At 31.3% G+C, this 12,045-nt stretch carries 14 protein-coding genes; 1 reads left to right on the top strand and 13 read right to left on the bottom strand.

Annotated elements, in window-relative coordinates; genetic code table 11:
* Positions 1-4 precede the first annotated feature (4 nt).
* Entirely contained in the window at positions 5-355 is a 351-nt protein-coding gene (locus BUB34_RS01145) for an Asp23/Gls24 family envelope stress response protein (RefSeq protein WP_073123409.1), read from the bottom strand.
* A gap of 432 nt (positions 356-787) precedes the next feature.
* On the opposite strand from BUB34_RS01145, the gene rpmB reads away from it, so the two are divergent.
* Positions 788-976 carry a 50S ribosomal protein L28 gene (rpmB, locus tag BUB34_RS01140; protein ID WP_073123407.1) on the top strand — a complete coding sequence of 63 codons (189 nt, stop codon included), beginning with the start codon at positions 788-790 and terminating at the stop codon, positions 974-976.
* A 183-nt stretch (positions 977-1,159) separates the two neighbouring features.
* On the opposite strand, the gene BUB34_RS01135 is transcribed toward rpmB, so the two are convergent.
* The 12 genes from BUB34_RS01135 to fmt form a co-directional block, all read right to left on the bottom strand.
* Positions 1,160-1,306, bottom strand: coding sequence for a 2-oxoglutarate translocator (locus BUB34_RS01135; RefSeq protein WP_073123405.1), 147 nt, complete (start codon positions 1,304-1,306; stop codon positions 1,160-1,162).
* A gap of 123 nt (positions 1,307-1,429) precedes the next feature.
* Positions 1,430-1,969, bottom strand: a complete 540-nt coding sequence (locus BUB34_RS01130; protein WP_073123403.1) for a flavodoxin domain-containing protein — start codon at positions 1,967-1,969, stop codon at positions 1,430-1,432.
* 93 nt (positions 1,970-2,062) lie between these two features.
* Positions 2,063-2,704 carry a thiamine diphosphokinase gene (locus BUB34_RS01125; RefSeq protein ID WP_073123402.1) on the bottom strand — a complete coding sequence of 214 codons (642 nt, stop codon included), beginning with the start codon at positions 2,702-2,704 and terminating at the stop codon, positions 2,063-2,065.
* A gap of 12 nt (positions 2,705-2,716) precedes the next feature.
* Positions 2,717-3,376 (bottom strand): ribulose-phosphate 3-epimerase, encoded by a 660-nt coding sequence (rpe, locus tag BUB34_RS01120; RefSeq protein ID WP_073123401.1) that lies wholly within the window; start codon positions 3,374-3,376, stop codon positions 2,717-2,719.
* 2 nt (positions 3,377-3,378) lie between these two features.
* Positions 3,379-4,260 (bottom strand): ribosome small subunit-dependent GTPase A, encoded by an 882-nt coding sequence (rsgA, locus tag BUB34_RS01115; protein ID WP_073123399.1) that lies wholly within the window; start codon positions 4,258-4,260, stop codon positions 3,379-3,381.
* A gap of 227 nt (positions 4,261-4,487) precedes the next feature.
* A complete protein-coding gene (gene pknB, locus BUB34_RS01110) occupies positions 4,488-6,350 on the bottom strand; it encodes a Stk1 family PASTA domain-containing Ser/Thr kinase (protein WP_073123397.1) in 1,863 nt (620 codons plus the stop codon).
* A gap of 16 nt (positions 6,351-6,366) precedes the next feature.
* Positions 6,367-7,113, bottom strand: coding sequence for a Stp1/IreP family PP2C-type Ser/Thr phosphatase (locus BUB34_RS01105; RefSeq protein WP_073123396.1), 747 nt, complete (start codon positions 7,111-7,113; stop codon positions 6,367-6,369).
* Positions 7,114-7,131: 18 nt separating this feature from the next.
* Positions 7,132-8,163 (bottom strand): 23S rRNA (adenine(2503)-C(2))-methyltransferase RlmN, encoded by a 1,032-nt coding sequence (gene rlmN / locus BUB34_RS01100; RefSeq protein ID WP_073123395.1) that lies wholly within the window; start codon positions 8,161-8,163, stop codon positions 7,132-7,134.
* A 7-nt stretch (positions 8,164-8,170) separates the two neighbouring features.
* Positions 8,171-9,496 (bottom strand): 16S rRNA (cytosine(967)-C(5))-methyltransferase RsmB, encoded by a 1,326-nt coding sequence (gene rsmB / locus BUB34_RS01095; protein ID WP_073123393.1) that lies wholly within the window; start codon positions 9,494-9,496, stop codon positions 8,171-8,173.
* A 71-nt stretch (positions 9,497-9,567) separates the two neighbouring features.
* Positions 9,568-10,266: a zinc metallopeptidase gene (locus BUB34_RS01090; RefSeq protein WP_073123392.1), complete on the bottom strand. Its 699-nt coding sequence runs from the start codon at positions 10,264-10,266 to the stop codon at positions 9,568-9,570.
* A gap of 100 nt (positions 10,267-10,366) precedes the next feature.
* On the bottom strand, positions 10,367-11,101 hold the full coding sequence (locus tag BUB34_RS01085) for a DUF116 domain-containing protein (protein WP_073123390.1): 735 nt from the start codon (positions 11,099-11,101) through the stop codon (positions 10,367-10,369).
* Positions 11,102-11,103: 2 nt separating this feature from the next.
* Entirely contained in the window at positions 11,104-12,033 is a 930-nt protein-coding gene (fmt, locus tag BUB34_RS01080; RefSeq protein ID WP_073123389.1) for a methionyl-tRNA formyltransferase, read from the bottom strand.
* Positions 12,034-12,045 lie beyond the last annotated feature (12 nt).

Below are 12,045 nucleotides of genomic sequence, written 5' to 3'. Positions count from 1 at the left end.
TATATTACTTAACTCTAATTCCTTGTACATTGATATCTATCTTACTTACCTTTACTGCCGTCATGTTTTCAACTGTATATTTTACCCTATCTATGATATTATTTGCAACTGTAGATATATTTGTTCCGTACTGTATTATAACATACAGTTCTATTGCTATGGTATCATCTTCTAATTCTTCTACTCTAACACCTTTTGTAGCATTTTCACCTTTTAATAATTCTACTATACCCTTAGATTTAAATGCTAAACCTACTAGTCCATAACTTTCCATAGCAGCTCTATATACTATTTGTGCTATTACTTCTTTATCTATTTCTATATTTCCATATTTGTTAGTTACCTTTGCACTCATGTTTGACCCCCTTAAATTCATTTTATTTTCTATTTCTATTTTGCTCAAAATACAGCAAAACTTTCCTTGTTTTTATTGTCTAAGAACCTTGTATATATAGGTTATGTAAATCCTATTACTTTTTATTACCCATAAATATAATTTCTATATCTATATTATTTTTGTAAAAAATAATTGTATATATTTTTATAATATGGATGAAATTATAGCTAGATTAAGGGTTTTAATGAAAAATTTAAATAAAATAAACAACAAGATTTATTTTTAATATTTACTTTATATAAAATTATATATATAATTCTATATGATAACAAGAATTTGTTCAATACATGTAAGGCAAATATATATTTCTATTGCAAATTTTTAATATTTATGTTAATATAAATATGTTTTTAGTCTTTAATACTTATCATTTTAAGGAGGTGTACGTAAATGGCAAAAGTATGTAGCGTATGTGGTAAAGGCAAGGTTTCTGGAAACCAAGTATCACACTCAAATAGACACAGTAGAAGAACATGGTCAGCGAACTTAAGAAGCGTTAGAGCTATAATAGATGGAACTCCTAAGAGAGTAAAAGTTTGTACAAGATGTTTACGTTCTGGAAAAGTTGAAAGAGCATAATAGTTAAATATTATTTTTTAAAAGCCTACTTCCGAAAGTAGGCTTTTATTCTTTGAGATATCATTTGTTTTTTCTCATAAAACGTAAAACTATGTTAGAAACCCACTTTGGTAATTTTATTGTTACCATCTTCATAATTCATCCCCCCAATAGCTTACTAGTGATTGCATTTTTATATATTTCTTATAAAAATAATAATACCCCACAACCAATAAGAAGTAGTGCTATTAAACTCGACCAAATCCAATTAGGCAATACTATAGACAAGATAAGCGCTATTCCGCTTGCTACACATAGTACCCCTAATAATACTTGTGATTGGTTTCGCATAAAACACCCCCTACTGTATATGAATATAACCTCTCGGTACCCTCTATACACTTTAAATTTATGCAAAATAATATATATTTAGACCTGTCCTAAATATTTTTTACAAATTTTTTTATATTATCTTTAGTAAGCAGCATCCACTATATCGCTAACTAGACTCTTTTCTGTAAAGTCAACTGGATTTTTAAATGCATCTAACATTCCCCTGGCATCATCATCTAATTCCTCTTCCTTTTTATTGAGAAATACTTTCTTCATCATATTCATCATAACCTTATCTACCAAACCTAATTCGTCATAATTAAATGCCCCCCTTAGATAAAACAGTTGTACATTTTGTCTTATTTCTTCACTAAAATTATTTTCTAGTATTTTCTCTATAACTTCTTTCTTTTCTGATGCCAACCCAACTGCAAAAATTATAATTTTTTTATTTTTTATTTTATCGTAGTTTTTGTTTATAATATTTATTCCTTTTATTTTGCCTGCACACAATGGCCCGCCGTATATTATTGTTTTGTACGATTTTAAATCTTTATCTCTTATATCTGACACTTCATATAAGTCAGCATCTAGTTTAATTGCTATCCATCCCGCATATCGCTTAGTACTGCCGTATTTACTCTTATATATAACAGCTACTTGCTTATTTTTATTATTCATGTTAACCTTCCCCTTCAAATATATATTACCCGTGTATGACAAAAAGATGGCATATACCATCTTTTGTCGCTTTCATATTTTATACTCTTCCTTTTATATATTCTTGATTATTATTAAATTCCCTTTTTTTACTTTTACTTTGCACTCATTAGATAACATTACATTTGACATACCTATAGGAACACCGTATTTCATGTAGTAATTATCTAGAGGATACTCTAAATTTTTAAGAGTTACTCCATCTGCATCACCATTTATAGCTATAACAGAAACAATATCCCCTACATTTCCTGATATAGTAATCTCCTCATTTACGGCTATATACATCTCTTCTTTTTCAGAGATTATTCTCGGTATTATATCCATTTCCTTTAGATAGTAAAGTAAATTAATATTTGTGATAGTATGGTCTATTCTACCTCCCAGAGCCGCTATAAAATCGATTCTAGTCGCCTTTAAGTCTCTAGCTAAGTAAATACATAATTCTGTGTCTGTTTCATCCTTTTTAGCAGGAAATTTTTCAAATTTAACGCCTGTATTTTTATAATATGATACTAGTTTTTCATCAACTGAGTCCAAATCTCCTATTATATAGTCCGGTGTTATCTCCATATAATATGTATGATTGGCCCCTCCATCTGCACATATTATATAATCGTAATCTTCTTTAGTGATAAAATCTCTTATTTTAGTATAATTTTCTACTTCACCATTTAAAACTATGCATATCTTCATATCAATCAAGCGTTATAAATAGGCGTTCTTTCTAAATAAGGCTACTGTTTCTTCTATATTATCACTATTGAATATTGCAGACCCTGCCACTACTATGTTTGCACCGGCTTGTACTACTTTGGCCACGTTTTTAGGATTTATTCCTCCATCAACTTGTATATCTACCTTTAAGTTTCTACTATCTATTAATTGCTTAACTTCCTTTATTTTTTCTATCATAGGTTCTATAAAACTTTGTCCACCAAATCCAGGGTTAACGGACATTATAAGAACCATATCCAAATCTTGTATTATATACTTTAAAGTTTCAACGGGTGTCGCCGGGTTTAGTACTACACCAGCTTTCATATTGTGTGATTTTATATTTTGTATAGTTCTATGTAAGTGTGTACACGCTTCTTGGTGTACAGTTATTATATCGCATCCAGCTTCTGCAAATGCAGGTATATAGCTATCTGGATTTTCTATCATAAGATGAGCGTCAAACACCATATTGATATTTTCTTTTTTTAAATTTTTAACTACTAATGGGCCTATAGTTATATTAGGAACAAAATGACCATCCATTACATCTATGTGCAAGTATTCACATCCTGCCTTTTCTACCTTCCTTACATCCTCTAACAATCTAGCGAAATCCGCCGATAATATCGATGGGGCTAATTTCATCATTTTTAGTACCTCCTATTATTTTGTCTAACTTCATTTAATAACTGTATATAGCTTTCATATCTTTCCTTAGATATTTCACCTTTTTCTACAGCCTCTTTAACACTACAATTCGGTTCATTTTCATGTACACATTTAGAACCAAATCTACATCCATCAAAATTCTCAAACTCTATAAAATAATCCTTAAGTTCACTTTCTTCTACATCATCTAATGTAAGTGAACTAAATCCAGGGGTATCTGCCACGACACCACCACATTCTAATTTTAAAAGTTCAGCATGACGAGTTGTGTGTTTTCCTCTTTTTATTTTATCACTTACTTCTCCAATTTGAAGCTTAAAGTTTTCATCTATTTCATTTAGCAAGCTAGATTTGCCTACTCCTGACGGACCTGCAAAAACTACTACGTTATTTTTTAACTCTTCTTTTATTTTGTCTATGTTTAATTTCGTTTTATTACTTACAGGTATTACCTTATATCCACTACTTTCATATATGCCCTTTATCTTTTCTAAGCTATTCTCATCATCTAAATCAGCCTTTGTAAGCACAATTACTATTTCTAAATTCTCTTTTTCAGCAAGTACAATAAATCTATCTAAAAGGGATAAATGAAGCTTGGGATTTTTTATAGCAAATACAATCAAAACTTTATCTACGTTTGCTATAGGTGGTCTTATAAGTTCTGTTTTTCTATCATGTATTTCCTCTACCACGCCCTTTTTATTTTCCTCATCGACCACACTAATACTAACTAAATCTCCGACCAACGGCGTTATTTTTTGCTTTCTAAATATTCCCCTAGCCCTACACTCGTAGATTTCAGAATCTGTATCTACATAATAAAATCCACCTATTCCTTTTATAATCTTTCCGTCTACCATTTATTTCCTCCTTAATGCTAAAAATAGCATTATTATTTTATCCTATTTTATAAAAATGTAACATCTTTTAATCCAAGAATCTATATTTTTACAAATTGTTTACCTAAAAGAAGCTATCTCTATTAAAAAATCAATTTTTATTTTGAGATAGCTTCAATTATAACATATATTATTTTCTAATAACTATGCTTTTTATTCACTTGTCTATTCATCTAATACTAAAAATATTAATCTTCAGGTTCTACTTCAGGAGTTGTAGGTTCCCCTGTATTTCCGCCAGAATTGTTTCCTTCTGAATCATTATTTCCACCTCCGGAGCTTGATCCTCCTCCTGAGTTAGTTCCGCCACCTGGTTTTGTTCCACTTCCTGGTTTTGTTCCACTTCCTGGTTTTGTTCCTCCCCCTGAGTTTGTTCCTCCTGGATTAGTTGTGTTGCCAGAGTTCGATCCACTACCTGTATTTGTTCCACTTCCTGGTTTTGTAGTGCTGTTAGGTTCTTCAGTATTCGGTCTTTCAGTATCAATATTTTCTGGCGATTTAACTTGTTCTGGACCTTTGCTTACAACAAGATTTATTTTTTCACCTTCCTGAATATTAGATGCCCCTGGAGTAGGGCTTTGACTTAACACTACACCTTCTTTGTATACAGCATTGTATTCATACTTTGTATCTCCTACTTTAAGATTGTTATCTGATAACATCCTCTTTGCCTCACTTAAAGACACTCCTATTACATTAGGTACATGAGTAGTATTTCCACCCTTGCTCACTACTACAGTTATAATATCGCCTTCCTCAACCTCTGTTCCTTCTACCGGTGTTTGTGATATTATATGATCTCTTTCTACACTGCTATCGTACTCTTCCCTTCTTACCTTGAGTGTCAATCCATATTTCTCTAGTTCTTCTTGAGCATCATCTAAACTCATGTTCACTATATTAGGTGCCTGGAATACCCCTTTGTTCTTAGAGAACAGTCCATTTGAAGAAAACAGCTTATAGAAAACAAATACTTGGGCAGCTAAAATCATAATCAATACTAAAGCTGCAATCTTTAGCCTTCTTCTTGTTTTAGGATTATCTTGTTTTTTTGAATTCTTTTTAGCTTTGTTCTGTTTTTTCTTAGGTTTGGTTTCTCTTCGTTGATCCATAAATTCATCCTCATCATCTAAATCTGCTATTGGTGTTGGCCTTATTGCCTTATTTATTTTATTTTCATCCACCTTTTTAGTAGCAAAATTATCATACTCTTTTATAAAATCTAAATCTATATTTTTTTCTATATATTCTATATCCTCAATTAGCTCATCAGCATTTTGATATCTATCAGGACTAGACTTTTCTGTTAGTTTTTTTATTATAGTTCTAACACTTTGAGGTATATTTACCTTTTCTTCTGAGGTAAATTCTATAGGATCATTAATGTGTTGTAATGCTATAGATATAGGGCTATCTCCTCTAAAAGGAACCTTGCCTATAAGCATTTCATATAAAACTATACCTAAAGAATAAAGATCTGCATTGCTGGAGACAAATTTCCCCTTGGCCTGTTCTGGAGAAAAATAGTGAACAGAACCAATTATACTGCCAATGCTAGTCATTGTAGAATTTGAGACTGCTTTAGCTATCCCGAAATCCGCTACCTTTACTGCTCTTCCCTCATTTGATATAAGTATATTATGAGGCTTTATATCCCTATGTATAATACCCTTTTTATGGGCAGCCCCAAGAGCTCTTGCTATCTGCTTGGTTATATCAAGAGCAGTATATTCATCCAACGTACCTTCATCATTTATTATTTCTTTTAAATTTTGTCCGTCTATATATTCCATTACTATATAATGGACTTTTCCATCTTCCCCAACGTCGTATACATTAACTATGTTAGGATGTGAAAGACTTGCTACTGCTTCGGCTTCTCTCTTAAACTTCATTAGAAATTCTTCATCATCAACAAACTCTGGTCTAAGCACTTTTACAGCAACAGTCCTATTTAATAATCTATCTTTAGCCTTATAGACAAAGGCCATCCCTCCATCACCAACTTTATTGATGATCTCATATCTATTTCCTAAAATTGTATCTCCCACTTTACCACCATCCTAGTTATGCTTTTATTAGTATAACCGAAACATTATCCTTCCCAGAAATGTCATTGGCTATATTTATTAAGTTTTTGCTTATAGTGTCTATATCCTCACCATTTAATATTATATCTTTTATTTGTTTATCTTCAACAAATCCTGTCAATCCATCTGTCGCGAGAAGTATCGTATCTTCTTTTTTTAACTTGCACTTGAATATATCTACTAAAACCATTTCTTCCGTTCCCATAGCTCTAGTTATATGATTTCTACGGGGATGAATTCTTGCTTCCTCTTCTGTTATTACATTCGCTCTTACAAGTTCTTCAACAAGAGAATGATCTATAGTTATTTTGTCAAATCTATCGTTATCCAATAAATAGCACCTGCTGTCCCCAACATTAGCCACGTATAAATTGTCTTTGTAGACTATAGCCGTAGTTAATGTTGTTCCCATTCCCTCAAATTCTTCACTATCCAGGGATTTATTGTAAACAATAGAATTAACATTATTATAAGCTTGTTTTAGTATATCATCTATATAATCTATCTTTATGCTATTATTTTGCAATAAATTCTCTTTCAAAAAACATATTATATTCTCAACTGATAGCTTACTTGCTACTTCACCTTTTTTATGACCACCCATTCCATCTGCAATAGCAAATATACCTATAGAACCGGTTTCTAGCTCTATAACTTCTCCTTTGCAGTAATCTTCATTATTCTTTCTTATTTTTCCTATATGGGAGGCACAACTATAAATCATACGACTTCCCCCTTAACATTACTTATATTTTCTTCTTAACTGTCCACAAGCTCCACTAATATCAGAACCCATAGATATTCTTACTGTTGCAGGTATATTATTTTTCTCTAAACTATCTCTAAATTTATAGATAAAAGATTTATCTGGCTTTTCATATTCTCGCTCTTCTACTGCATTTATAGGTATTAAATTTACATGGCATAACATTCCCTTTAATAATTTAGCTAATGAGGCCGCTTCATTTTCTGAGTCATTTACCCCTTTTATTAGGGAATACTCAAATGTTACCCTTCTGTTAGTCTTTTTTATATAATATCTACATGCATCCAATATATCTTTTATTGAATATGCATTTGCAACCGGCATTATCTCTTTTCTTCCTTCATCATAAGGTGAGTGAAGGGATAGTGCTAAGTTTATAGGTATTTCTAAGTCTGCCAACTCATATATTTTAGGTACTATACCACATGTCGATAAAGTTATATGTCTATACCCTATATTTAGACCATTTTTTTCGTTTATAATTTTCAAGAACTGTTTAGTATTCTCAAAATTATCTAGAGGCTCACCACTACCCATTAAAACAATATTCGACACCCTTTTACCAGTATCTTCTTGAATTTTAATAACCTGATCTAGAATTTCCCATGGTTCCAGGTTTCTAAGCAGTCCATCTATTGTAGATGCACAAAATTTACATCCCATTCTACAACCCACTTGATTTGAAACACATACCGTAACTCTGCTATCATAATTCATCATTACAGTTTCTATTATATTTCCATCGTTTAATAAAAACAAATATTTTTTTGTACCATCTACCTTAGACTCCAATTTTAATTCTATATCAATATTTCCTATGTAGGATACTTTTTCTAATTTTTCTCTTAAACTCTTGGGAATATTGTTCATATCGTCAAAACTTTTTGCTCCCTTATATATCCACGTGAAAACTTGACTTCCCCTAAAAGATTTTTCCCCTATAGTCTTCATAAACTCTTTTAATTGCTCTTCTGTAAAGTTTTTTAATGCTACTTTTTTAGTCTCCATATTATCACTACCTTATTCTTTTTAATTTTGCTATAAAGAAACCGTCCATCCCATGGATATTTGGGTATATTTTTAAATATCCTTTTTCCTGATTTTCTAAATCTACATTAACCTCGTCTATTTTTACAAGTTCAAAATTTTCGTTTTCTTCAATAAATTTTTTAACTATATCTATATTCTCAGTGTCGAAAATAGTACATGTACTATATACTATTATTCCCCCTATTTTAACATATCTAGATGCATTGTCTAAGATTTTTTTCTGTATAATTGTTATATCTTTTATTTCTTTTTCTTCTTTGTATTTTATTTCCGGTTTTCTTCTAATTATACCCATCCCAGAACAAGGAACATCTGCTAGTACATAGTCAAATTTTTCTATACTGTTATTGTCTAATCTAGTTGCATCAAATTTTTCAACTTCAATATTTTTTAAACCAAGTCTATCCACACTAGACTTTATAAGCTTTAATTTATGTTCAAATATATCTCTAGATACTACATTCCCTGTATTCTTCATTAAAGTCGCTATATGCGTGCTTTTCCCTCCTGGAGCACTGCATACATCTATAACTTTAGAATTTTCACTTGGATTAATTACCTTTCCTACTAACATAGAACTTATATCTTGAATAGTAAATAATCCTTCCTTGAATAGCTTGTTATTTTCTATATTTTTTAGGTTTTCAACCCTTATAGCTTCTTCTATACCAGACACCTTATAACATTTTACATCTAGATCTTCTAATTGTTTCATAAGAGTATCTCTATCGATTTTTAGTGTGTTTACTCTTATATAAATACTCGGTTTTTCGCTATTTGCCTCTAATAAATCCTCTGTAAATTCTATACCAAATTTCTCAATGCAGTTTTTTATTATCCAAGGATTATACGAGTATTTTATAGATAGATATTTTAGCTTGTCCTTTTCTTCTATAGTTTTTATGTTGTCTTTTCCTCTTATTACATTTCTAAGAATAGCGTTTACAAACCCTGATGACCTCTTGTCGTATTTTTTGACTAAATTTACAGTCTCGTTTACTGCTGCATAATCTGAAACACTGTCTAAAAATAGGATTTGGTAAATACCCATTCTTAAGAGAATTTTAACATATGCAGACATCTTTTTTGTCTTTATTTTAGAAAGTTTATTTATAATATAATCTAAATAATATTTATTTTCTATTACCCCATATATCAGTTCTGTTGCAAGTCCCCTATCTATATCTTTGATGTCTAAATCTTTAAAATGCTTATTTATAGATATATTAGAGTAATTATTGTTTTTTTCTATGTCATACAGTACCTTAAATCCTATTTCTCTAGCTCTCATATATGTTCTCCTTATTTTTACTATATAGTTAATTAAACAGAAATAGTCCTAGAAATACTAGGACACTTCCTCTAATCGTTACGTCTATTTGATATTAATACTAATCTAACTAATTGAAGTATTGAACTTAATGCAGCTGCAACATAAGTAAGAGCTGCTGCTATAAGTACTTTTCTGCTCTTACGAACTTCCATTCCATCTACTATTCCTAAATCACCAAGTTGTACCAATGCCCTTCTAGATGCATTAAACTCAACTGGCAAGGTTATTATCTGAAATAATACAGATGCTGAAAACAGTATTATTCCTAACTTCAAAAATGGACCTGTCATAATAAATCCCATCAATATAAATATCCATGAAATATTAGATGCAAAGTTCACTACTGGAACCATATTGTTTCTTATGCTAAGAGGAGCGTACCCTCTTGCATGTTGTATTGCGTGGCCACACTCATGTGCTGCTACAGCAACAGATGTAACTGACGTGCCGTAGTACACATCCTCTGATAATCTAAGTGTCTTGTTTCTAGGATCATAGTGATCTGTTAGATGTCCTCTAACCACTCCTATACGAACATCATAAAGTCCATTTGAATCTAATATTGTTCTAGCTGTTCTCTCTCCAGTATAGCCTCTACTGGTATTTACTCTTAAATATCTATTTGTTGTAGAGCTCACTTTAAACTGAGCATACATCGCAAAAATTATTGCTGGTAGAAGTATATACATTGTGGGATCAAATCCCCAATAAGGATTATATGGATACATATTAAAAGCCTCCTCTTAAAATTCGTTTCAATTGTTAAATCAATGTTCACTCATCCACTTCAGTGTAACATTATCTTTACTTGAGACTAGCCTTGTAAACTTATTTTGATGTGAAGAAATTTATTGCATCCTCAACTTCGTTTATATCTAGATTTGTGTCTACGCAAGGTCCATTGGGTCTTTTGTTAAATACACCTAAAACAGGGATATTGCTTACTTCCTGAACTCCAGATGTCAAATCTCTCTCGCATGCTATTGCAATCACTGCTTTTGGCCTATTGTCTATTATAATTTTTCTCGCCAATGTACCTCCCGTTGCTACAAATACATTTACCCCTCTTTTTTCTTTTAACCCTACTAATTCACATATGTTGCATAATCCACACCTTGCGCAATTATCTATATTGCTAGTTACTCTGAACTTACAGTTACTTTTTTGTATGCAGTGCGGTATAAGAATTAGTATATCCTCTGGGTCTAAGTTATATTTATTGTTGTATATATATATATTATTTAATTTTATATATATTCTTCTTATTCCATCACGAGGTATATTTACCAAGGATGATATCGCTATTATAATAGGAAACATGAAGTTTACTATTTTAAAGTTTACCTTCATCAAGCTTTTATTAACTTTTTTATCTACAACTACATTGTAGGTAATTATAGTTGAAAATATTATTATAGTTATTAATAGTTCTGCTAAAATGTTTATTAATAGTGAAAATAATTGCGTCAAGCTAGTTATAAATATGTTAGTAGCAAATACCCCTAGTATAATTGTGACTAGTAAAATAGCCACTACACTAAGATACTTTTTTATATCTATCATATTTATCCTAAAATCGCACCGGATTCTATAGTGTTTCCTTTTATATATTCAGATACTAATACCCTCTTTTTACCTGGCATTTGTATCTCTTTGACTAGTATAATGTTGTCCTCAGTACTTATTCTTATACCATCTTTGTCAACCTTAAGTATAGTTCCCGGTGTCTTATCACTTCTTTCACCTAATACTTCAGTTTTCCAAATCTTCATTGTATCTCCATTATATATAGTATAAGCACTTGGCCATGGATTTACACCTCTAACTAGGTTGTGTATTTCTTTTGCACTATTATTCCATTTTATATTCCCCAAAGATTTATTCATTATCGGTGCATATGAAAACTCATCATGATTTTGAGGCTCTCTTGGTGCACACCCTTTTTCTATCAAATCCATTGTTTGTTTTAAAGTATCTGCTCCTATTTCCATCATTTTATCATGCAGTTCTCCAGCCGTTATATTATCATCAAGATCAACCTCTGATTTTAAAATCATATCTCCAGTATCTAGACCTTCATCCATATACATAGTAGTTACTCCAGTTTTTTGTTCTCCATTTATTATGACCCAGTTTATAGGGGCGGCACCTCTATACTTAGGAAGCAATGAAACATGCACATTTATGCACCCTAGCTTCGGTATATCAAGTATTGCTTTTGGAAGTATCTGCCCAAATGCAACCACAACTATCAACTCCGGATTTAGATGTTTTAAAGTTTGTACAAATTCATCATCCCTAGCTCTTATTGGTTGATAAACAGGTATATCGTACTTTAGAGCAAGCTCTTTTACAGGTGACATACCTAATTTTTTTCCTCTCCCTTTTGGTTTATCAGGTTGAGTTACAACTCCTATAACCTCATGCCCCTCATCTATTATCTTTTGTAAGCATGGAACAGCTATATCTGGAGTTCCCATAAATACTATCTTCATTTAATCAACTCC

The sequence above is a fragment of the Asaccharospora irregularis DSM 2635 genome (genome assembly GCF_900129815.1).
GTDB classification, from domain to species: domain Bacteria; phylum Bacillota; class Clostridia; order Peptostreptococcales; family Peptostreptococcaceae; genus Asaccharospora; species Asaccharospora irregularis.
This window is presented reverse-complemented; position numbering and strand designations above follow the sequence as displayed.

Bases quoted from the DNA above. Each gene is read 5' to 3' on its own strand.
- BUB34_RS01130 (WP_073123403.1), bottom strand. From the start codon at position 1,969: ATGAATAATAAAAATAAGCAAGTAGCTGTTATATATAAGAGTAAATAC.
- BUB34_RS01145 (WP_073123409.1), bottom strand. From the start codon at position 355: ATGAGTGCAAAGGTAACTAACAAATATGGAAATATAGAAATAGATAAA.
- rpmB (WP_073123407.1), top strand. From the start codon at position 788: ATGGCAAAAGTATGTAGCGTATGTGGTAAAGGCAAGGTTTCTGGAAAC.
- rsgA (WP_073123399.1), bottom strand. From the start codon at position 4,260: ATGGTAGACGGAAAGATTATAAAAGGAATAGGTGGATTTTATTATGTA.
- BUB34_RS01105 (WP_073123396.1), bottom strand. From the start codon at position 7,113: ATGATTTATAGTTGTGCCTCCCATATAGGAAAAATAAGAAAGAATAAT.
- fmt (WP_073123389.1), bottom strand. From the start codon at position 12,033: ATGAAGATAGTATTTATGGGAACTCCAGATATAGCTGTTCCATGCTTA.
- BUB34_RS01125 (WP_073123402.1), bottom strand. From the start codon at position 2,704: ATGAAGATATGCATAGTTTTAAATGGTGAAGTAGAAAATTATACTAAA.
- rsmB (WP_073123393.1), bottom strand. From the start codon at position 9,496: ATGAGAGCTAGAGAAATAGGATTTAAGGTACTGTATGACATAGAAAAA.
- BUB34_RS01085 (WP_073123390.1), bottom strand. From the start codon at position 11,101: ATGATAGATATAAAAAAGTATCTTAGTGTAGTGGCTATTTTACTAGTC.
- BUB34_RS01135 (WP_073123405.1), bottom strand. From the start codon at position 1,306: ATGCGAAACCAATCACAAGTATTATTAGGGGTACTATGTGTAGCAAGC.
- rpe (WP_073123401.1), bottom strand. From the start codon at position 3,376: ATGATGAAATTAGCCCCATCGATATTATCGGCGGATTTCGCTAGATTG.
- BUB34_RS01090 (WP_073123392.1), bottom strand. From the start codon at position 10,266: ATGTATCCATATAATCCTTATTGGGGATTTGATCCCACAATGTATATA.
- rlmN (WP_073123395.1), bottom strand. From the start codon at position 8,163: ATGGAGACTAAAAAAGTAGCATTAAAAAACTTTACAGAAGAGCAATTA.